Annotated in this window: 15 protein-coding genes and 1 pseudogene; 11 read left to right on the plus strand and 5 right to left on the minus strand. The window is 64.5% G+C overall.

Annotation, left to right across the window (positions count from 1 at the left end; all coding sequences use genetic code 11):
* Window positions 1-26: 26 nt before the first annotated feature.
* From C7453_RS19290 to C7453_RS04010, 3 genes and pseudogenes are all read right to left on the minus strand, one after another.
* A pseudogene (locus C7453_RS19290) lies at window positions 27-528 on the minus strand (IS5 family transposase); the annotation flags it as partial.
* Between the two features lie 83 nt (window positions 529-611).
* Window positions 612-1,577: a FecR family protein gene (locus C7453_RS04005; protein WP_114726260.1), complete on the minus strand. Its 966-nt coding sequence runs from the start codon at window positions 1,575-1,577 to the stop codon at window positions 612-614.
* Window positions 1,574-2,212, minus strand: coding sequence for an RNA polymerase sigma factor (locus tag C7453_RS04010; RefSeq protein WP_170143118.1), 639 nt, complete (start codon window positions 2,210-2,212; stop codon window positions 1,574-1,576). Before C7453_RS04010 ends, C7453_RS04005 begins: the two co-directional genes overlap by 4 nt.
* Before the next feature lie 282 nt (window positions 2,213-2,494).
* Between C7453_RS04010 and C7453_RS04015 the strand changes: the two genes are divergently transcribed.
* The 10 genes from C7453_RS04015 to C7453_RS04065 all read left to right on the plus strand — a co-directional run bounded on the left by C7453_RS04015 (window position 2,495) and on the right by C7453_RS04065 (window position 17,342).
* Window positions 2,495-5,371 (plus strand): TonB-dependent receptor, encoded by a 2,877-nt coding sequence (locus C7453_RS04015; protein ID WP_114726262.1) that lies wholly within the window; start codon window positions 2,495-2,497, stop codon window positions 5,369-5,371.
* A 652-nt stretch (window positions 5,372-6,023) separates the two neighbouring features.
* Entirely contained in the window at window positions 6,024-7,643 is a 1,620-nt protein-coding gene (locus C7453_RS04025) for an electron transfer flavoprotein-ubiquinone oxidoreductase (RefSeq protein WP_114726264.1), read from the plus strand.
* 9 nt (window positions 7,644-7,652) lie between these two features.
* Window positions 7,653-9,920 carry a 3-hydroxyacyl-CoA dehydrogenase/enoyl-CoA hydratase family protein gene (locus tag C7453_RS04030; protein ID WP_114726265.1) on the plus strand — a complete coding sequence of 756 codons (2,268 nt, stop codon included), beginning with the start codon at window positions 7,653-7,655 and terminating at the stop codon, window positions 9,918-9,920.
* 47 nt (window positions 9,921-9,967) lie between these two features.
* Window positions 9,968-11,737 (plus strand): acyl-CoA dehydrogenase family protein, encoded by a 1,770-nt coding sequence (locus C7453_RS04035; protein ID WP_114726266.1) that lies wholly within the window; start codon window positions 9,968-9,970, stop codon window positions 11,735-11,737.
* Between the two features lie 39 nt (window positions 11,738-11,776).
* Window positions 11,777-12,526, plus strand: coding sequence for an electron transfer flavoprotein subunit beta/FixA family protein (locus C7453_RS04040; RefSeq protein ID WP_114726267.1), 750 nt, complete (start codon window positions 11,777-11,779; stop codon window positions 12,524-12,526).
* A gap of 38 nt (window positions 12,527-12,564) precedes the next feature.
* Window positions 12,565-13,500 (plus strand): electron transfer flavoprotein subunit alpha/FixB family protein, encoded by a 936-nt coding sequence (locus C7453_RS04045; protein ID WP_114726268.1) that lies wholly within the window; start codon window positions 12,565-12,567, stop codon window positions 13,498-13,500.
* 33 nt (window positions 13,501-13,533) lie between these two features.
* A complete protein-coding gene (locus C7453_RS04050; RefSeq protein WP_114726269.1) occupies window positions 13,534-14,724 on the plus strand; it encodes a thiolase family protein in 1,191 nt (396 codons plus the stop codon).
* Window positions 14,725-14,761: 37 nt separating this feature from the next.
* Window positions 14,762-16,285: a succinate CoA transferase gene (locus tag C7453_RS04055; RefSeq protein WP_211311018.1), complete on the plus strand. Its 1,524-nt coding sequence runs from the start codon at window positions 14,762-14,764 to the stop codon at window positions 16,283-16,285.
* 26 nt (window positions 16,286-16,311) lie between these two features.
* Window positions 16,312-16,698 (plus strand): acyl-CoA thioesterase, encoded by a 387-nt coding sequence (locus C7453_RS04060; protein WP_114726270.1) that lies wholly within the window; start codon window positions 16,312-16,314, stop codon window positions 16,696-16,698.
* A 65-nt stretch (window positions 16,699-16,763) separates the two neighbouring features.
* On the plus strand, window positions 16,764-17,342 hold the full coding sequence (locus tag C7453_RS04065; protein WP_114726271.1) for a DNA-3-methyladenine glycosylase I: 579 nt from the start codon (window positions 16,764-16,766) through the stop codon (window positions 17,340-17,342).
* Between the two features lie 65 nt (window positions 17,343-17,407).
* Here the strand turns inward: C7453_RS04065 and C7453_RS04070 are convergent, their stop codons facing one another.
* Both C7453_RS04070 and C7453_RS04075 read right to left on the minus strand, forming a co-directional pair.
* Window positions 17,408-18,286, minus strand: a complete 879-nt coding sequence (locus C7453_RS04070; RefSeq protein ID WP_114726272.1) for a LysR substrate-binding domain-containing protein — start codon at window positions 18,284-18,286, stop codon at window positions 17,408-17,410.
* 98 nt (window positions 18,287-18,384) lie between these two features.
* Window positions 18,385-19,500, minus strand: a complete 1,116-nt coding sequence (locus C7453_RS04075; RefSeq protein WP_114726647.1) for a THUMP domain-containing class I SAM-dependent RNA methyltransferase — start codon at window positions 19,498-19,500, stop codon at window positions 18,385-18,387.
* Between the two features lie 206 nt (window positions 19,501-19,706).
* On the opposite strand from C7453_RS04075, the gene C7453_RS04080 reads away from it, so the two are divergent.
* On the plus strand, window positions 19,707-21,119 hold the full coding sequence (locus C7453_RS04080; protein WP_114726273.1) for a sensor histidine kinase: 1,413 nt from the start codon (window positions 19,707-19,709) through the stop codon (window positions 21,117-21,119).
* Window positions 21,120-21,212 lie beyond the last annotated feature (93 nt).

A 21,212-nucleotide genomic window follows, 5' to 3' on the forward strand; every position in this document is an offset into this window, starting at 1 on the left:
GGCTCCGTTCGGAGCGGGACTATCCAGTCGTATCCCTGCCGGCTGATCGGCGGCGAACAGACGGCCGGCAGATCCTGATGCAGCGTCGTCAAATGACCAGCCGTGACAACGAAGCGCAGCGGGCGGCCCAGCGCATCGGCCAGCATATGGATCTTGGTCGTCAGAGCAGCTCGAGAACGTCCCGGCGCCTGATCTTTGGCCCCCTTTTCCGCTCGCGGCCTGCTAATGGGTGCGAACGATGGTTGAATCGAGCATCAGATACTGATTGTTTCGATCGGCCGTCAGCGTCTCGAAAACTTTTTCCTACACCCCGGCATGGCACCATCGGCTGAACTGACGATGTACCGTCTTCCATTTGCCATACCGCTCAGGCAGGTCTTTCCAATGCGCGCCGGAGCGTAGAACCCAAAGACAGCCGTTCATGAACATGCGGTTATCCGTCCCGCTGCGGCCCGCATCACCGACCTTGCCGGGTAGCAAAGGCGCAATCCTCCGCCATTGCGCCTCGGTCAACTCGTAACGCTTGATCCCCATCCCACGCTCCGTGCTCCAACACGGTGCTCTATGAATCACTCATTCCAAAAAAAGGGAATCCTGAATGTCGATCGGTTCTAGGACAGGATCAGGCGGCCGCTCGATTCCGAGAGGTGGCAGCCGAGGAGTCTTTGCACGGAGCGGGCGAAGTCGGCGGGGCGGAGCAGATCGAAGCTGCCTGTCACGCGGTTGCGGGCAATGCGGTCGTTCGTGATTTCGATCCTGGTGCGGGAATAGCGGCTGAACTGGGCGGCGGCCTCGGCGACAGGCGTGTTGCTGAGAACCGCCTGGGCCTCGCGCCACGCGCGGCTGCTCAGAATCCCGGTGGCGGAGAGCGGGTGGGGGATGAACGTCGTCTGATCGGGCGCGTCGTCTCCGGGCAGGTGATAGATCGCCGGCCCGTGCAGCACCGTGTGCAGGCTGCCGTCGGAAACGCCGATGGCCCCCCTATAGGCGACCAGGGTGGGGCGCGCGGCATCGAGCGCCAGGTCGAAATCGGCATCGGCCGCCTGGAACACGAACCGCCCCACGGAGACGCGCGCCGTTGCCCGCGCCGCCTGCACCCCGATGCGCCCCGACAGCACGCGGATGCCCCGCCCGGTATGCGTGGAAGCGGGTACGTACGCGGCCGAGAGCGCATCTAGCGTGACGATGGCATCCTGCCACGCGTAGCGCCTCGGCGCTTCCTGCTCGCGGCGCAGTAGCGTGACGCGGTCGGGCGGGATGGCCCCGGCGACGAGGCTGGCGGCACAGGCAGCCGCGGCGCCGGCGAATATGTGCCGTCGGCCGACCGACGGGGCGCGTGGCCGCGCGACCTTCTGCAGGAGGGGGGCTTCGGCCGTGGTGTAGTTCAGTGCGCGGTAGATGGCCCGGGCGCGGACATAGGCACCGACATTGCGGCTGTCATGCTTCAGCCACCTGTCGAAGCGCGCCTGTTCGGATGGCGACAGGCGCCCGCGATCCTGGGCCGCTACCCAGCGCCCCGCCTGTTCGGTCCGTGCGTCGGGTCGGGGGTATTCTGCCGGCCAGTTGTCTTCGGTCACTGGCGATCACCTGCCTGGCGTTTGCTGTCGGGCAGGGAGATCGGCTTGCGCCTGACCGCTTCGCGCACCCTATCGGTACGTCGATCGCTTCCAGCGTGGGACGCGAGGCGGGCCAGGCCGTTGGCAATCTGTCGTTCTACCGACCGTTCCGAAATGCGGAGCTTTTGTGAAATCTCTGTATAGGTCAAGCCGTATATTTTTTTTAGAACGAACACATCGCGGCAGAGCGCCGGTAGCTTGAGCATGGCCGCTTTAAGATGGTCCATTTCCTGCCGGCCTGCGGCGATCCGTTCCGGCGAGGGGGCGGCGTCCGCGATATCGGCTGTGTCCCAGTCCAGGTCGCGGTCCAGGTAATGGATGTTCGCCCTGCGTGCCGATTCGATCACCAGGTTGCGGGCGCAGTGGAAGAAGAGGGAACGCCCGTCGCGGATGTCGCCCGGATTGGAAGCACAGAGGCGGGCATAGCATTCCTGGATGATGTCCTCGGCGCTTGTACCAACCAGCGGGAAGCGCCGCAGCCATCGCCGGACCGCACCTTCGTGCGGCAGGACATCGTCGACGACCCAGGAGAGCCGGCTGTCGTCGGGAAGATCGGGCCGCGTTTCGCCGGCATGGTCTCCGCTGTCTGCGCGCACGGTGATTCCGACTTCCCTTGATGAAGACGCCCGGTGTCGTGACAGCATCATGCGATGCCGTAAAGAGCGTTCAGGGATGCTCTTGATCCGCATGGCAGGGGGCAGACGTAGAGAAACGTGTGTCAGCGGCACTTTTCCGCTCATTTTGTAACGATTGTAATAAAAATGAAATGTTGAAGACGCGAATCTTTAACGAATTTGCGGGGAACCACGGGGAGGGGATGTGAGGCCGGTGCGCGTCTTCCTGCATGCACGCCCATTTTTGCCGGAGGTTTCATCGCAATGCGTCGTTCGAGTGTCCTGGTTTCGGGGCTTCTGCTTGGTACAACGATATCGTCACATCCGGTGCTGGCTGCGACCCATCTTTTCGATATCCCGGCGACGAGCCTGCCTGCCGCGCTCGCCCTCTATCAGAAGGCCACCGGGATCGGCGTGATTGCGAACGGGCAAAACGCGGAAAATATCAGAGTGCATGCCGTAAAGGGCCTCATGGATGACAGGGCCGCGCTGTCGGCCATGCTGGCGGGTTCGGCGCTGGTCGTCGGCGAGTTCAACGGTCGTGATGCGGTGATCCGCCGGAAGCCTGCGGCACCGAAAGCGGTGTCTCATGTGCGCGATGAAGAACAGCTCGACGTGGTCGGCCACCGTTCGGTCGTGACCAGGAAGCGGAATTCGGACGTTCTTGTCGACAGCATCGCTTATAACGATACGTCGAGCCTGGGTGGAGGGGCGTCCTCGGTAGCTGACCTGCTGGTTCTGCTGCCCGGTGTGACGGGTATTCAGGACGGCGACGAGCCGCGTTTCGTGAGTGTGCGGGGTATTTCGCCGGATCTGAACCAGACGACGCTGAACGGAATCACGCTGGCCACGATCGGGGACAATGGCGGTGGGACACGCCGCGTCAATCTTCAGAACATACCGGGAGAATTGACGGGCGAGGACGATATCTACAAGACGTTCACCGCCGAACAAGATGGTGGGGCGATCGGGGCGGTCATCGACATGACGCCGCGCAGTGCCTTCGACTACAAGGGATTGTACAAATATTTCACAGCCTATGGTGTCTACAACACCTATAAGGGGGCTGCTGGCGCCAACCGTGTGCCGGGGCAGGCGGGCCATCTGGCGCAAGGTGCGAAGGGCGTTCTGTCCGATCGGTTCGGCAAGGACAAAGAGTTCGGCATCATCGTTTCCATGCGCTACCAGAACCGCGTGCGCAATTCCTACAAGAACTGGCAGACGGACAGCTATTTCTACAACGACAAGGGATTGCCGGTCGGCGGGGAGAGTAACAACATTCCCAGCCGCGCCCTGGGATGGAACGGCTTGGAGGCACCACAGGACATCGAATACGGAAATTATTCGAATTCGATCACGAACCTGGGCGGGTCTGGACGGTTGGAGTGGCGACCCAACAATTCGGGGTGGAGCACGTCGCTGATGGGATATACCTATGAGCGGTGGGAACATTCCACGATGAACCACACCTATCTTCTGTTGGACAATCCGCAGATATGGGATCAGACGCCGACCAGCGGACGGGAACTGGTCTATCGCTCGTCAAGCTATGTTCGGCGGGACCGCTGGCAGAGCGACAGCAGCGGCGTGCTGGGCGACGTGGGCTGGCATGACAATATCTCGGCCCTCAAGCTGAGGGTCGGTTATACCTGGGAGGATTACCAGAATTACCAACCGCGCCTGACGGCCTATGCCTATCCGAAAAAGCAGGGGCTTTACCCGCTTCATGCCGATTATACGATCAAGGACGATTTCGCGTCGATGCCCAGCGTCAGCGACCCAGACAAGCTGCGGGCGATGAAATACAATCTGAGTCAGATCCAGCGCTATCACGACAAGGCGCGGGAGGGCGTGACGAACGTCAGGCTGGACTATACGCGCAATATCGGACCGAACGTGCATGGATTCGGTCTGGCCACGGGTTTCGAGTGGCGGACGCTGAATGTGACTGACCAGATGAACTACGAGGATTACGTCACGGGCGGTGATGCCTCCGACTATATGTATTTTCCGAATTTCATGCCGCCGGGATCGCATTATACACTGCCCTGGATCGATATGGGGAAATTCCCCTGGGCCAAGCAGAAGCTGGACGTGGCCACCAGCCGGAACGATACGCTCGAATCGTTCTATCGCTATCGGGAGCAGTTGATCGACGGGTATCTGTCACTGCACTACAAATGGCGGGACTCGCTGCTGATCGCCGGCGTGCGGGCGGACTCGGTCAGTTTCAACAGCCTGCTGCCGCAGGTCGAAAACGGCACGGCGACGGGGGCGATGGGAACCAACCATGGTGGATACCTGCACCCATTGCCGTCGGTGACGTTCGTTCATGACTTCCCTTACGATGTCAAGCTGAGGGCGTCTTATAGCCAGACCGTCGGGCGGCCGATGCCCTCACAGATCGCGCAGGTGCAGAAGATGACCTGCGGCGACGACCAGCGCGGCGGGACCGAATGCACGCTCTCACGCGGCAATCCGAACTTGCGGCCACGTCAGGCGCAGAATTTCGATGCATCGGTCGAGAAATATTTCAACCACAATCATGGTGTCGTCAGCGTCGCCTATTTCGACAAGATGATAAAGCACGATATCTACACGCTGCTGGATCATGAGATGATCAACGGCATGCCGACATCGGTGACCCAGCCGCTGAACGCGACCAATTCGTCGCTGATGGGTGTGGAGGGATCTCTGGTCGAGGAGGGGCTGCGCGGTCCGTTTGGACAGCGTTTCGATATCTCGGTCAACGGAACCTGGATGCACGGCTCGATGATCTATGCTTCGTCCAGCGGGTCATACAAGCTGAACCAGTTGCCTGATCAACCGAACTATATCTTCAACGGGGCCTTGACGTGGCATGTGCCGCAGATGCGGGGAGCGGTTCGGGCGACACTGTCCTACACGCCCAAATATCTGACAGACCCTGCGTCCCAGCCCTGGGAGAATGTAGGGTATGGCGAACTGACGAGCCTGGACCTGGCGGCGTGGAACGATATCACCGATCATATTCGCCTGAAATACGAGGTGGATAACCTGGTCGGCGCTCATCGGACCTATGTGCAGGGCACCAACCTGCAACGGATCAATGAGAAGGATTATTACGGTCGCAGCATCTACTTTCAAGTCGTCGTCGACTGAAGGGCCGCCTGCGGCATTCATGCTCTGTTTACCAAGAGGGAGGAAAGCGCCTCGGGCGTGATCTGCCTTGATAGCGACCTGTTGCGTCGACCAATCAGGCATGACGTGGGACTCTGACCTATCGGGGGAGGCTGGCCTCGAGCGGTTACTGGAGAAGATCCTGTTTGGATGCGTGCATTCTGACAGGTAAATATGATCGTAAAAACAATAAACTGGAGCATTTCCCCGAATGGGTTTTCGGTGGAAATGCTCTGGCGTTCGCGTCATGGATGCTGCGTCACGCTGGTTTGCGACCAGTTGTCCGTCCTGGCGGATATCGACACGCTCCGCAGAGGCGCGGATTTTCACCGGTCGGCCGACGGCCCGGCTGGAAACGGCGTCCGTCCGGAAGCGCTCCTGATCCCCATCGGAACGAACGATCCCGCCCCGGTTTCTCGCTTGCGTCTACGGCGCCAGGGAGAAATCCGGACCCGTATCCAGACGGGGCAGAATTCAACGCCGATTGACATCATACATCTGTGATCACTCGTGGCTATTTTGGGCCTCGACAAGGCGTTGAGCCGATCCGTAGATTTCACCAAACAAGTGTTTGGTATGTTTGGTGACGCGAGGGGGGATGCAGGTGCCTGGGCATCGAGAGGATCGAGAGGAGATGACGTGTGACGTCGTGATCGTCGGGGCGGGACCTGCGGGTCTGGCGGCGGCGATCCGGCTCAGGCAGCGGGCACCCGAACTTCAGGTCATCGTGGTCGAGAAGGGGGCGGAAACCGGTGCCCATGTCCTCTCCGGAGTGGTCATGGACCCGGTGGGTCTGGATGCGTTGCTGCCGGGGTGGCGAGATGAGGAGGATCGCCCGCTTCGCCAGGAGGTGGTGGAAGATCGATTTGCGTTTCTGACGCGGGAGCGGGCGTTTTCCGTGCCGGAAATGCTGTTTCCTGCGCGCTTGGGCAACAGGGGATGTTTCGTCGGCTCGCTGGGCGAGGTGACGCGGTATCTGGCGGGCCGGGCGGAAGGGCTTGGGGTCGAGATCTATACCGGGTTCGCGGCGACCGAGATCCTTTATGACGAGACCGGTCGGGTCGTGGGGATTGCGACCGGCGACATGGGGATCGGCAAGGATGGGCAGCCGACGGCATCTTTTACGCCAGGAATGGAACTTCGCGCGCGCTACACCCTGTTCGCGGAAGGGGCGCGTGGCTCGCTGAGCAAGCAGGTCATTGCGCGGAATGGACTGGACCGTGATTCCGGATTCCAGAAATATGGCATCGGGATCAAGGAAGTGTGGGAGGTCGCGCCGGGGAAGTGTCATCCCGGCCTGATCCGGCACACTGTGGGATGGCCGCTGGACCGGCATACGGGGGGCGGGTCCTTTGTCTATCACGGTGCGGATCATCTGGTGACGGTGGGGTTTGTCGTTCATCTGGACTATGCCAACCCGACCCTGTCGCCGTTCGACGAGTTTCAGCGTTTCAAGACGCATCCATCCATGCGCGATCTGCTGGCCGGCGGGCGCCGGGTGGCCTATGGCGCGCGGGCCCTGACCGAGGGCGGATGGCAGGCGGTTCCGCGTGTGGCCTTTCCGGGCGGGGCGCTGATCGGCTGTGCGGCCGGATTCATGAATGTCGCGCGGATCAAGGGATCGCATAACGCCATCCTCTCCGGCATGCAGGCGGCCGATGCGATTGTCGCGGAGCCGGATCTGGCCGAACCGCGATCTTATGAGGCGGGATGGCGGATGTCCGCGATCGGGCGGGATCTTTATCCTGTCCGCAACGTCAAGCCGCTGTGGTCGCGCTTCGGGCTGGCGGGGCTGGCGCTCGGCGGGCTGGATATGTGGGCGCATGCGCTGGCGGGGGGGGGGTCGGTTCTGGGCACGCTGCGGCATCGCAAGGCCGATCATGCCAGCCTGCGGCCGCGCGCCGAGGTGACGCCGATCGCCTATCCGAATCCGGACGGGGTGCTGACCTTCGACCGGTTGTCCTCGGTGTATCTGTCGGGTGTGAATCACGAGGAAAATCAGCCCTGCCATCTGCGGCTGGCCGATCCGCTGCTGCCGATCCGAGAGAACCTGCCCCGGTTTGGCGAGCCTGCGCGGCTCTATTGTCCGGCGGGGGTCTATGAGGTTGCGGTGGCGGCGGATGGAGCGGCCTCCTTCGTGATCAACGCGCAGAACTGCGTGCATTGCAAGACCTGCGACATCAAGGACCCGGCTCAGAACATTACCTGGACCCCGCCCGAGGGCGGTGGTGGCCCCAGTTACGCGAATATGTGAGGCCAAGACATGAACGATATCGAAAACGAAAGTCCGTTTCTGACCTGCGCGGTGATCGGCGCCGGGACCATGGGAGCCGGGATCGCGGCGCATATGGCCAATGCCGGGGCGCAGGTCGTGCTGCTGGACCTGGATGCCGAGGTCGCCGCCCATGCGGTGGAGCGGCAGGTCAGGGCCGGGGGCTTCATGCTGCCCGGTTTCGCGGACCGGGTGCGGAGCGGCAGCACGCGCAGCGACATGGCGTTGCTGGCGGATGCGGACTGGATCGTGGAGGCGGTGGCCGAGCGGCTGGACATCAAGCGCGGCCTGTTCGCGGAGATCGCGCGGGTCAGGAAGCCTGGTTGCGTGCTGTCGTCCAACACATCGACGATTCCGCTGCGCGATCTGGTGGAGGGCATGGACCCGGCGCTGGCCCGTGACGTGCTGATTGCGCATTTCTTCAATCCGCCGCGCCAGATGCGCCTGCTGGAACTGGTGACCGGGCCGCGGACCGATCCTGACAGCGTGGCGCGGTTGCGCCGCTTTATCGATGTCGGCCTCGGCAAGAGCATTGTGGCCTGCAACGACACGCCGGGGTTTATCGCCAATCGCATCGGCTGTTTCTGGCTGGCGGCGGGGTTGGGCGAAGCCTTGCGGCTGGGGATCGACGTGGAGACCGCCGACGCGGTGATGGGCAAGCCGTTCGGCCTGCCGCGTACGGGGGTGTTCGGGTTGTACGACCTGATCGGCATTGACCTGATGCCGGGGCTGATTCGCTCGCTTCAGGCCAATCTGCCGGCTGGGGACGCCATTCAGGCCTATGACGCCGAGCCCGCGCGCGTCGCCGCGATGCTGGAGCAGGGGCTGACGGGGCGCAAGGGTGGCGGCGGCTTCTACCGGACGGCCGCTGGCGGCGGGGCGCGGGAGGTGCTGGACCTTTCCGGCGGGGCGTATCGCGACCCGCGCGCGGCGCCGGTGCTGGAGGGGGAGCCGCGTCGGCTCATGGCGGGGGGCGATCCGGCAGGGCGCTATGCCTGGGCGGTGATGTCGCGCACCCTGGCCTATGCGGCGTCTCTGGTGCCGGAGATCGCGGATCGGCCCGACCAGGTGGATGAGGCCATGCGGCTTGGCTATGGCTGGACCTTTGGGCCGTTCGAACTGATCGACCGGATCGGGGCGGAATGGCTGGCAGGCCGGCTGGCCGAGGATGGGCAGCCGGTGCCCGCTCTTTTGCAGGCGGCCTCCGCCGGCGGGTTCTATCGTGTTGTGGAGGGCGCGCGCGAGGTTCTGGTGCCGCGGGCGCAGGGGGCGGTGCATGCGCCTCTGGAGCCGGCCGAAGGCGTCATCGCGCTGCCGGCGCTGCGTCTGGCCCGGCAACCGGTCTGGTCGAGCGAGGCCGCGTCGCTGTGGGATCTGGGCGAGGGTGTGGGGCTGTTTGCCTTCCAGACCCGGCTGAACGTCTTTGCCGCGCCGCTGATCGAGGCGGTGCAACGGGTTGCGGCCGTCGTGCCGGATCATTTCGATGCGCTGGTCGTGGGGAATGACGGGCCGGTCTTCAGTGCCGGCGCGGACCTGAAAGCCATGCTGGCGCTGTCGGAGGGCAATGACCGGGCAGGGCTTGAAGCGTTTCTGTGCGCCGGGCAGCAGGCGTTCGATGCGCTGGCTGGTGCGTCGTTTCCGGTTGTCGGGGCAGTTGGGGCGCTGGCGGTCGGCGGTGGATGTGAATGTCTGCTGCATGCCCATCGGGTGGTGGCCCATGCCGAGGCGCGGATCGGGCTGGTCGAGGCGCAGGTCGGGCTGGTGCCGGGCTGGGGTGGCGTGCCGGCGTGGCTGGCGCGGCATCAGGCCGCCGGGCTGGATGCGGGCGCGGCGGCCGCTGCGACGTTGCGGGCCGTGGTGCAGGGCGTAACGTGGCCGGGCGCCTTTCGCGCGCGGGAGGCCCGCCTGCTGCGGCCGGATGATCGCATCGTGATGAATGCCGACAGGCTGATCGCCGAGGCCCGCACCGTCGCGCAGGCGTTGCGGCCCGGTTTCCGGCCGCCCGTCGCGCCGGATCTGCCTCTGCCGCCGCGTGCGGTGCTGGAGGGCGTGGTGGTGGATCTGGCGCCTTCTCTCGCGCCGCATGACCGCGTGATTGCGGGGGCGCTGGCCGACATTCTGTCTGGTGACGGGCGGCCTGTCCGTGTCGCGGACCTGAATGCGCGTGTGACGGAATGCTTTCTGGACCTCGCCTTTACCGAACCGACCCGGGCGCGCATGCGCCAGATGATCGCTACCGGAAAACCTCTGCGGAACTGACGGGCGGCACGCCGCAAACACACCGCACAAGAAGAAAGAATCAGGACATGCCATCCTACAAGGCTCCGGTCGAGGATATGATGTTCGTGCTGAAGGATGTCCTTGGCGCCGGACAGGTCTTTGCCGAAATCCCCGCTTATGTGGAGATCGATACCGATGTGGTCGGGAACGTGCTGGAAGAGGCCGGGCGTTTCTGCGCCGAGATTCTCCAGCCACTGAACATGAGCGGCGACGCCGAGGGCTGTCGCCTGGAAGACGGCGTGGTGCGGACGCCCAAGGGTTTCGCGGAGGCCTATGCAGCGTTTTCCGATGCCGGATGGGGTGGCCTGTCTGCGTCGCCCGAGCATGGCGGGCAGGGGTTGCCGCGCACGGTGCAGATTCTCGTGGACGAGATGCTGTCGGCCGCCAATCTGTCGTTCGGGCTGTTTCCCGGCCTGACGCGCGGGGCGTATGAAGCGATCGAGGCGCATGGCGACGAAACGCTGAAAGCGCTTTATCTGCCGAAGATGATTGCCGGGACCTGGACCGGTGCGATGGCGCTGACCGAGGGGGGCGCCGGGTCCGACCTGGGCTTGCTGAAGGCGACGGCGGCGCCGCGCGGTGATGGTTCGTACACCGTGACCGGATCGAAGATTTTTATTTCGTCCGGCGATCATGACATGGCGGAGAACGTCATTCATCTCGTGCTGGCGCGGTTGCCGGGGGCGCCGGCGGGCACGCGGGGCATCAGCCTGTTTCTCTGCCCGAAATTTCTGCCCGATCGGGATGGGGCGCCGGGTGTGCGCAATGCCATCTCGGTCGGGGCGCTGGAACACAAGATGGGTATTCACGCCCAGCCGACCTGCGTCATGAATTATGACGGGTGCCAGGGCTGGCTGGTGGGAGAGGAACATCGTGGCCTCGCCGCGATGTTTACCATGATGAATGCCGAGCGGCTGTTCGTCGGTGTGCAGGGGCTGGGGGTGGCCGATGCCTCCTACCAGACCGCCGCGACCTATGCGCGCGAGCGGTTGCAGGGGCGGGCGACGGATGGTGCCGGCACCGCGCCGATCATTGCCCACCCGGATGTGCGGCGGATGCTGCTGTCGATGCTGTCCTTCATCGAGGCCGGGCGGGCCTTGAGCCTGTTTACGGCACTGGAGATGGACAAGGAGAAATTCCATCCCGATCCGGAAATCCGGCGCGTGTCCGGTGGGCTGGTGGCGCTGCTGACGCCGGTGATCAAGGCGGCGCTGACCGATTTCGGGTTCGAGGCCGCCGTGCTGGGCCAGCAGGTGCTGGGCGGACATGGCTATATCCGGGAATGGGGGCAGGAGCAGTTCGTCCGCGATGCCCGGATCGCCATGATCTACGAAGGGACGAACGGCATCCAGGCACAGGATCTGGTGGTGCGGAAGCTGCCGCTGGACGGGGGGCGTCCTGTCCGGATGTTCCTTGGGCTGATCAGGGAGACAGTGGAGCAGGCGGAGGGCGTTGCCGAGGCTGCCGCGCTCCGCGTGGCCGTGGGAGAGGCGCTGGCGCATCTGGAACTGGTGACGGCGCGGCTGATCGACGGCGATCTTGCCGGATCGGGCGAGCGGAATGCGGCGGCGACCGATTACCTGCGCCTGTTCGCGCTGGTGGCCTTCGGCTGGCTGTGGCTGCGGATGACCCTGACCGTGGTGACGATGGGGGAGAACGCGGATGCGCATGCGCGGCGCAAGATCGCGGTCGGCCGGTTCTTTGCCGGCCGCGTCCTGCCGCAGGCGGGGGCGCTGGCGCGGCAGATCGGAGCGGGGAGCGCGGCCCTCATGGGGCTGGACGCCGGGGATTTCTGACGTGCGGCCCCGGATATGATCCACGAAGGAAAATCATCCATGAAGACGATCCTTGTTCCAGTCAAAATGGTTCTCGATTCCAACGCCCGGCCGCGCGTCCGGACGGATGAAAGCGGTATCGACCTCTCCGGCATGCGGATGTCGATCAATCCGTTCTGCGAGATCGCGGTGGAGGAGGCGCTGCGCCTGAAGGAGGCGGGGCTGGCCGAGGAGGTTGTGGTTGTCTCCATCGGGCCGGCCAAGGCGCAGGAGACGTTGCGCCAGGCTTTGGCGATGGGGGCCGACCGGGCCACGCTGATCGAGATCGACGAGACGGTCGAACCGCTGGCGGTGGCCAAGCTGCTGCGTGCGGTCGTGGGGGAGGAGCAGCCAGACCTCGTCCTCCTGGGCAAGCAGGCGATCGACGATGATTGCAACCAGACCGGCCAGATGCTGGCGGCGCTGCTGGGCTGGCCCCAGGCGACGTTCGCCTCTGCCGTGCGGTTCGAGGATGGGCGGCTGCTGGTGACGCGGGAAATCGATGCCGGATTGCAGAGGCTGTCGCTGCCGCTGCCAGCGGTGGTGACCACGGATCTGCGCCTGAACGAGCCCCGGCATTGTGCGCTGCCCAACATCATGAAGGCCCGCAAGAAGCCGCTGAAGATCGGCGCGCCTGCCGATTACGGCGTGGATATCGGCCGACGGCTGAAGATTCTGGCGGTGCGGCCGCCTGCCGGGCGCAAGTCGGGCATCCGGGTGGCGACCGCGTCCGAACTGGTCGGAGACCTGCGCGCAGCGGGGATTGTCTGACACGTTTATTTTGTAACCGCGAGATTTCGGAGATCAGTATGACGACACTTCTTATCGCGGATCACGACAACCGCATGCTCTCCGACGCGACGGCCCGCGCCCTGAGTGCGCTGGGGGCGATCGACGATGCGGTGCATGTTCTGGTCGCGGGACATCAGGCCGGGCCGGTGGCCGGGCAGGCTGCGAAACTCCGGGGCGTGGGGCGGGTGCTCCTGGCGGACGACGAGGCGTTGGCGCACGGGCTGGCCGAGCCGGTGGCCGTGCTCGTTCTGTCGTTGGCCGGGGGGTATCGGGTGATCGCCGCGCCGGCGACGTCCGGCGGCAAGGATGTGCTGCCGCGTGTCGCGGCGCTGCTCGACGTCATGCAGGTTTCCGACGTGGTGCGGGTGGTTTCGCCGGATACGTTCGAGCGGCCGGTCTATGCCGGCAATGCGGTCGCCGTGGTGCAGAGCACGGATGAAAAGAAACTTCTGACGATCCGGACATCCGCCTTTTCCGCCGCCGGGGTGGGCGACGTTGCCGTGCCGGTCGAGGAGGTGAGGGTACCTGATGGCGTCTGGCAGGCGCGCTTCGACGGCGAGACGCTGAGCAGCAGCGACCGGCCGGATCTGGCATCGGCCCGGATCGTCGTTTCCGGAGGGCGGGCGCTGGGATCGGCCGAGAAGTTCCAGGAGGTTCTCGGCCCGCTTGCGGAACGGCTGCATGCCGCCATCGGCGCGTCGCGCGCGGCGGTCGATGCGGGATACGCAGCCAATGACCTGCAGGTGGGTCAGACCGGCAAGGTCGTGGCGCCCGACCTGTATATCGCGCTGGGCATTTCCGGGGCGATCCAGCATCTGGCCGGCATGAAGGACGCGAAAGTGATCGTGGCAATCAACAAGGATGAGGATGCGCCGATCTTTCAGGTGGCCGATTACGGCATCGTCGGCGATCTGTTCGAGATCGTTCCCGAACTGGAAAAGGCGCTTGGCTGACCGGTCAGGTCAGCGCGACGAGGAAGAGACATCATGATACATGAAGATCCTGCCGTCATTATTGCGGCCGCACGGACGCCGCTGGGGCGGTTTCTGGGCGATCTGGCCGCCGCCACGGCGCCGATGCTGGGGGCGACCGCCATTCGCGGTGCGCTGGGCCGGGCCGGACTGGCGCCCGACAGGGTGGATATGGTGACCATGGGCTGCGTTCTGGGAGCGGGGATCGGGCAGAATCCGGCCCGCCAGGCGGCGTTGGGCGCGGGCCTGCCGCAGGGGACGGCGGCTGCGACGGTCAACAAGGTCTGTGGCTCGGGCATGATGGCGGTGTTCATGGCGCGGGATGCGCTGCTGGCGGGATCGACGACGATTGCGGTGGCGGGCGGGATGGAATCCATGTCGAACGCGCCCTATCTGCTGCCACGCGCACGCACGGGCTACCGCATGGGACACGAGACGGTCGTGGACCACATGCTGCGGGACGGGCTGGAAGATGCCTATGAAGACGGCCGGTCGATGGGCGATTTCGGCGAGGCCACGGCGGAGGCTTACGGGTTCAGCCGCGCGGACCAGGATTTCTATGCCGGACAGACGCTGGCACGCGCGCAGGCGGCGATTGCGGGTGGTGCGTTTACGCAGGAGATCGAGCCCGTGACGCTGGCGACCCGCAAGGGGGACGTGCGCGTTGCGGCTGACGAGAATCCGCCGAAGATTTCGCCGGAGAAGATTCCCACCCTCAAGGCCGCCTTTCGCCGGGATGGCACGATCACCGCCGCCAGTTCGTCGGCGATCGCCGATGGGGCGGCGGCGATGGTGCTGGCGCGCCGGTCGTACGCTCTTGGGGAGGGGCTGCCGGTTCTGGCCGAAATCCGCGCCTGCGCGAGCCATTCGCAGGGGCCGGCCTGGTTCACTACCGCGCCCATTCCGGCCATCCGCAAGGTTCTGGATCGGGCCGGGTGGTCGGTTGGCGATGTCGATCTGTTCGAGATCAACGAGGCGTTTGCCGTAGTGGCTATGTCGGCGCAGCGGGATCTGGGCATTCCGGCGGACCGGCTGAACGTGCATGGCGGGGCCTGTGCGCTGGGGCACCCGATCGGTGCGACGGGCGCGCGCATCATCGTCACCCTGCTCCATGCCTTGCGCGCGCGTGGAGCGCGACGCGGGGTTGCGGCGTTGTGCATCGGGGGAGGGGAGGCCACCGCGATCGCCATCGAGATCGCAGCCTGATCCGCCATCCGGAAAAGCAACAAGAAGAACGGAAAGAATGACCGATATGGGCGAGGATCGTGTTCGACATGCCGGCATGCGGCGCAGGATCTGCGCTGCCGACGACGCCGCAGGCCATATCCGGCATGGCATGACGTTGGCCACGGGGGGCTTTACGCCGTCCGGCACGCCGAAGGCAGTCCCCAGGGCCCTGGCCCGGCAGATGGAAGAGGCGCGGCAGGCCGGTATGCCCTTTACCGTGCGCCTGTTTACCGGTGCCTCCACCAGTCCGGAGCTCGATGGCGGGCTGGCGCGGGCGCACGGCGTGAGTTTCCGCATTCCCTATAATGGCGACCCCGACATGCGCGGGCGGATCAATGCCGGGGAGACAGCCTATGTCGATACCCATCTGAGCCGGCTGGCACCGTGGGTACGGGCGGGTTTCTTTGGCAAGATCGACGTGGCGGTGGTGGAGGCTGCGGCGATCCGGGAGGATGGCGCGGTCGTGCCGACGCTCTCGATCGGCAATAACAAGACGTGGCTCGACATGGCCGACAAGGTCATCATCGAGGTTAATGAATGGCATAATCCGGCCATCGAGGGACTGCACGACATCTGGGCAGGGGATACCCTGCCGGCCGATCGCCGCGAACTACCGCTGCGCCGCCCCGAGGACCGGATCGGCGAGACGGTGCTGCATGTTGATCCGGACAAGGTGGCCGCGATCGTCCTGACGAACGAGCCTGATCTGAACGCTTCCTTTCGCGAGACGGATGGTGCGGCGCGGGCGATTTCGGGCCATCTGATGGAATTCTTCCGTCATGAGGTTTCGCGCGGGCGCCTGCCCGCGTTGCTGCCGCCGATTCAGTCCGGGGTCGGGAATGTCGCCAATGCGGTCATGGCGGGGTTGGCCGAGGGACCGTTTGACGATCTGGTGGCCTTTACCGAGGTGATTCAGGACGGCATGCTGGCTATGCTCCATTCGGGCAAGATGCGGGCGGCTTCGGGGACGGCGTTTTCGGTCAGCGCCGGGGCTTCTGCTCTGCTCAACCGCGAGATGGCGGCGTTTCGGAAAAAGATCGTGCTGCGGCAACAGGAAGTCAGCAACAACCCGGAGATCGTCCGGCGGCTGGGCTGCATTGCCATGAACACGATGATCGAGGCTGATATCTACGGCAATGTGAACTCCACGCGCGTGATGGGGTCGCGGGTGCAGAACGGCATCGGGGGATCGGGGGATTTTGCGCGCAGTGCCCATGTCTCGATCTTCATGGCGCCGTCGACGGCGAAGGGCGGCAGCATATCCGCCATCGTACCGATGATGGCGCATGTCGATCACGTCAATCAGGACGTGCAGGTTCTGGTGACGGAACAGGGTCTGGCCGACCTGCGGGGACTGTCGGCGCGCGAGCGGGCGCGGCTGATTATCGACCGGTGCGCCCATCCCGAATACCGGCCGATGCTGAAGGATTATCTGGACCGTGCCGAGAAGGGGGTCTTTGGTGGTGAGACGCCGCATCTGTTGCGGGAATCCCTGGGCTGGCACCAGCGCTTTATCGAGACCGGGTCGATGCGCGCGTGACGGCCGGGGCTTCGAGAGAGGTGGATATGACTGATGAATTGACGATTGATGACGGGAAGCTGACGATCCGGGTTGTGGCGATGCCAAGCGATACCAATCCCGCGGGCGATATTTTCGGTGGCTGGCTGATGTCGCAGATGGATCTGGCCGCCAGCACGACCGCCGCGCTGACCGCGCGGGGGCGGTGTGCCACGGTGGCGATCGACGGCGTGGTGTTTCACCATCCCGTCGCCGTGGGGGACGAGGTCAGTATTTATACCCGCCTGCTGAAGGTGGGGCGGACTTCGATGACGATCGACGTTCAGGCCTGGCGGCGGGTTCGGCATACGACGGAAATCCAGAAGGTGACACAGGGCTGTTTCGTGTTCGTCGCGCTGGATGCGGAGGGACGGCCACGCCAGGTGGCCGTGTAGGCGACGCCGGGGGCTTTGGCGTCGGACGGGGTTCGTGGGGGCGGGGGCTGTGCTATAGGACCGGAATGGATGATGACGCTGTTGCCGGAACGCCTGCCGTAACCCGCTGCCGATGGGCGCAGACGGACCCGTTGCTGCGGGCCTATCACGACCAGGAATGGGGCGTGCCGGTGCATGACAGCCGGATGCTGTGGGAAATGCTGTGTCTTGAAGGGTTCCAGGCCGGCTTGTCCTGGCTGATCGTGCTGCGGCGGCGGGAGGGATTTCGGCGTGCGTTCGTGGGGTTCGACCCCGAGCGGGTCGCGCGTTTCGGGGCGGCGGATGTGGAGCGCCTGATGGCGGACCCCGGGATTATCCGGGCGCGTGCCAAGATCGAGGCGACGATCGGCAATGCTCGGGCCTATCTGGCCATGATGGAACGCGGCGAGGATTTCGCTGATTTCGCCTGGGGCATGGTGCCGGAGGCGCCGGTACGCAACATGACCGGGGCGGTATTGGCGCAGTCGCCCTTGTCGCAGGCGATGGCGAAAGCCCTCAAGGCGCGGGGATTCCGGTTTGTCGGGCCGGTGATCGTCTATGCCTGGATGCAGGCTGTCGGCATGATCGACGACCATGATCCCGCGTGCTTTCGCCATAGTCGGTAGGGGGCGCGCTGAAGAGAGGGGGCCGTGCATACCGCCTGGCGCGTAGTGCCTGTCGTCATGACTTTTTATAATCTGCGTTCGCATTCCGCGAGGAACGGCGTGAGCGCGGGGTTCAGGTTTCCGGGGCGCCATGCCACGACGTGATTGACGATCGGTGCATTGTCGAGATCGCAGAAAACGACGCCGCTGCCGCCGGCTTTCCGGATTCCGTCGGGGACCAGGGCGACACCCAGCCCTTCGGCGACCAGATTGACGATCGTATGCTGATATTGTGTTTCCAGCCGGATGATCGGCTCGAAACCGCCTGATCGACAATATCGGATGATGGCCTCCCGCAGCATCGAGGAGACCTCGACCGGTGCCGCGAGCAGGGGCTCGTCTTCCAGGTCCCTGGCTTCGATCAGCGGGCGGAGGGCGAGCGGGTGGTCTGCCGGCACGGCCAGGCAGAGCGGTTCGCTGAGGATCGCGCTTGTCTGCAGGCCGCGAATGAAGCCGGGATCGAACATGATTCCTGCGTCGAAGCGGCCTGCCAGGATATCGGCGGCGAGCGAGCCCGGGATGACCTCGCGCAGCCTGGTATGGACCATGGGATAATGTGCCACATAGCGGCGCACGAGGCTGGGGATCACCGTGTAGGTGGCATACATCATGAAGCCGATGGAAAGCTCGCCAAGTTGGCCGCGTTCCGCGAGTTGGGCATTGGCGCAGGCCTGGTCGAACGCGGCCAGGACCGCCTTGGAATCGTCGCGGAAACGTTGGCCGGCACGGGTGAGGGTCGCATGGCGCGAGTTGCGTTCGAGCAGGCGGACGCCCAGTTCCTTTTCCAGGGCGGCGATCTGGCGACTGAGGGGCGGCTGGCTGAGATGCAGGCGCTCGGCCGCGCGCCCGAAATGCAGCGTTTCGGCCAGCACGACGAAATAGCGCATCTGTCGAATGTCGATCATGGCAGGGATATCATGGCTGGGAATCCGCACGCGAAAGGCTGGGAGGCTGCGTCGGAAGCCTCGTGGGTCGGGCCGGATGGCCGCTGCCCGCCAGGGTATCAGGCGAGGGGAGCGGTCTGGAACAGCGTTACGCGCAGGCCGCCATGCGGTATTGGCGCGGTGTTGGGCAGGAAGGGCAGGCCGGTGGCGTGGGCCAGGCCGGATTCGGTGGTGACGAGGCCGACGCGCCAGCCGCTGAAATGGGTTGCCAGCGTGCGCCCGAACGCGCGGTAGAGGGGGAGCAGGGCCGTCCGGTCGCCGATGCGGGTCCCGTAGGGGGGATTGACGATGACCAGTCCCGGCGTGTCGCAGGGGGGGCGGACGTCGCTGATCGGGGTTTGCTGGAACGTCGTCCAGGGGGTGACGCCCGCGCGTTCGGCGTTCGCGCGGCTCATGGTGATGGCCCCGGCGTCGCGGTCGCTGCCGTAGGAGCGGGATGCCGGCACGCGCATGCTTCTGACGTCGCGCATTTTCTGCCAGGCGGCTTCGTCGAAATTGGCGAGGTGTTCGAACGCGAAATGGCGCGAGCGGCCGGGATTGAGGCGGGCCGCGATCTCGGCGGCTTCGATGACGAAGGTGCCCGAGCCGCACATCGGGTCGAATACCGGCTCGTTGCCGTCATAGCCACATTGCAGGAGGAAGAGCGAGGCCATGGTTTCGCGCATGGGCGCGCGGTTGACGGCCTGCTTGTGGCCGCGCCGGTGCAGCAGATCCCCGGAACTGTCGATGCTGATCGTGCAGAGATCGTGGTCGATCCTTACCCGGATCGTGAGTTCGGCATCGGTTGAGCAGGGGGCGCCGATCGTCTTGCGGATCGCATTCTCGATCCGTTCGGCGGCGGCGCCGGCGTGGTAGATGCGCGACCCGGTGCAGGACGCTTCGACCCGGAAAGGGATATCGGGACGCAGGAGGCCGGCCCACGGCACCAGCCGCGCGCGGTGGTCGAGTTGGGCGAGATGGACGACCTTGAAGGCGTCGATGCGCGCCAGGATACGATTGGCCCCCCGGACCCAGAGATTGGCGCGCCAGACTTCCGGCCAACCTCCCCTGATGACGACGCCGCCGGGAACGGCATGGGGCTGCCTGAAGCCCTTCAGGCGTATTTCGCCACACAGCGCGTCTTCCTGGCCGGGTGCGGTGGCGAGGAAGATCTCGAAATCCCGATCTTGCGTCATCGGGCCTGCATGGCAGGAAGCCGCGGCCACAGCAACCGGCATGCCCTCCGGCATGGGGGCGCATGGCATGTCGTGGCGGGAGAATTTATAAATAATTCAATATGATGGATGAATTTCTTTCGAGGAGAGCATATTGCCATAATTTGTTATATTTATTGGGGTAATATCGGGTGGCCCGGACACCGGCCAAACAGTCAGAAGTACGCATGTCGCAAGAGAAAAAAGCCTTTTCTGAAGATCGATATAGTTCTCTCGACCTTGTTCCGGACATGGTTTGCGTCTGCGGAGACGACGGTCGGCATGAATATTTCAACACGGTCTGGCGGGAATACGGGACAGCGGATTTTGCTTCGTCCCGATGGATGGAATGGGTTCTTCCCGCCGATCAGCGCCAGTTCGACCCGGCGATGCGGGAGGCTATGCTGGCCGGCGGCATGTTCGAGGCTGATCTGCGCATCCTGCATCCGGTCGATGGGGCACGCTGGTTTCTGCTGAGGGTTTGCCCGTTGCCCGAGGGACTGGATGGGGGGCGCCACTGGCTCCTGAGCCTGACGGATATCCATGCCCGAAAGCGCCGTGAACTGGCGCTTCTGCGCGACAGCCGGGTACAGCAGGAAATGCTCGATGTCAGCGTTGACTGCATCAAGCTCGTCCGGCCGGATGGGACGCTGGCGCGCATGAACCGGGCCGGCTGCGTGGCGCTGAATGTGGGCGAAAACTCAGGTTTCGGCATGGACTGGCTGCATCTGCTGCCCAGGGAAGCGCATCAGGCAGGGCGCCAGGCGCTGTTGAAGGCGAAGCAGGGGGAGAATGCGCGTTTCCTTGGGGTCAGCCAGTTGCCGGGTCAGGACCCGCGCCATTGGGACAATATGCTGACGCCGCTGAAAAACGCCGACGAGGATGTCGAGGCCATTCTGTGCGTCTCGCGTGATGTGACCGTGCAGCGTGCCAGCGAACGCCGGATCGCGCTGCTGTTGCATGAACTGGCGCACCGGTCGAAGAACATGCTCGCCGTGGTCCAGGCGCTGATCCGGCGGACCGTGCCGGACCCGCAGGCGCCGTTCGTGGCGATTCTCGGCCAGCGCATTGCTGCGATCGCGCGGAACCAGGATCTGCTGATCAATGGACAATGGTCGGGGATCACGATCGAAAAGCTGCTGGCTTCGCAAACGGCGGTGATTGGCGACGTGAACCAGAAACGCCTGCTGCTGCATGGTGTGGGTGGATTGCGCCTGCTGCCAGAGACGGCGGAACGGCTGGGGCTGGCGATCTTTGAACTGACGACCAACGCCATTAAATACGGCGCGCTGTCGAACGACACCGGGACGGTGGCTATCGACTGGGCGGTGCTGGAGCGGAACGATGGCGATCGTTTTCGGCTGGTCTGGCAGGAAAGTGGTGGCCCCAGAGTGAAGGCGCCCGTCCGCCAGGGGTTCGGTACGGCCGTGATCGAGCGGAATCCGCGGGCCGTCATCGGGGCGGCGGTAACATATCGCTATGAACCGGAGGGCGTGTCATGGGCGTTCGAGGCCCCGAAATCCCGCGTGCTGGATGAGAAGGCATCGGCCGCTGCCGCCCCGGCGGCGCCCGTGGAAACGGGTGCGGCTTCTCTGCTGTAGAAGGACCTCGGCTGGTCCGTCGTCGCCGTCGCATTCCGCCTGGATGGACTGAAGGGAAGGAATGTTTTATGCTTCTGAGAATATTGTCTGGCC

Source organism: Gluconacetobacter liquefaciens (assembly GCF_003350405.1).
In the GTDB taxonomy this organism is placed as follows: Bacteria; Pseudomonadota; Alphaproteobacteria; order Acetobacterales; family Acetobacteraceae; genus Gluconacetobacter; species Gluconacetobacter liquefaciens.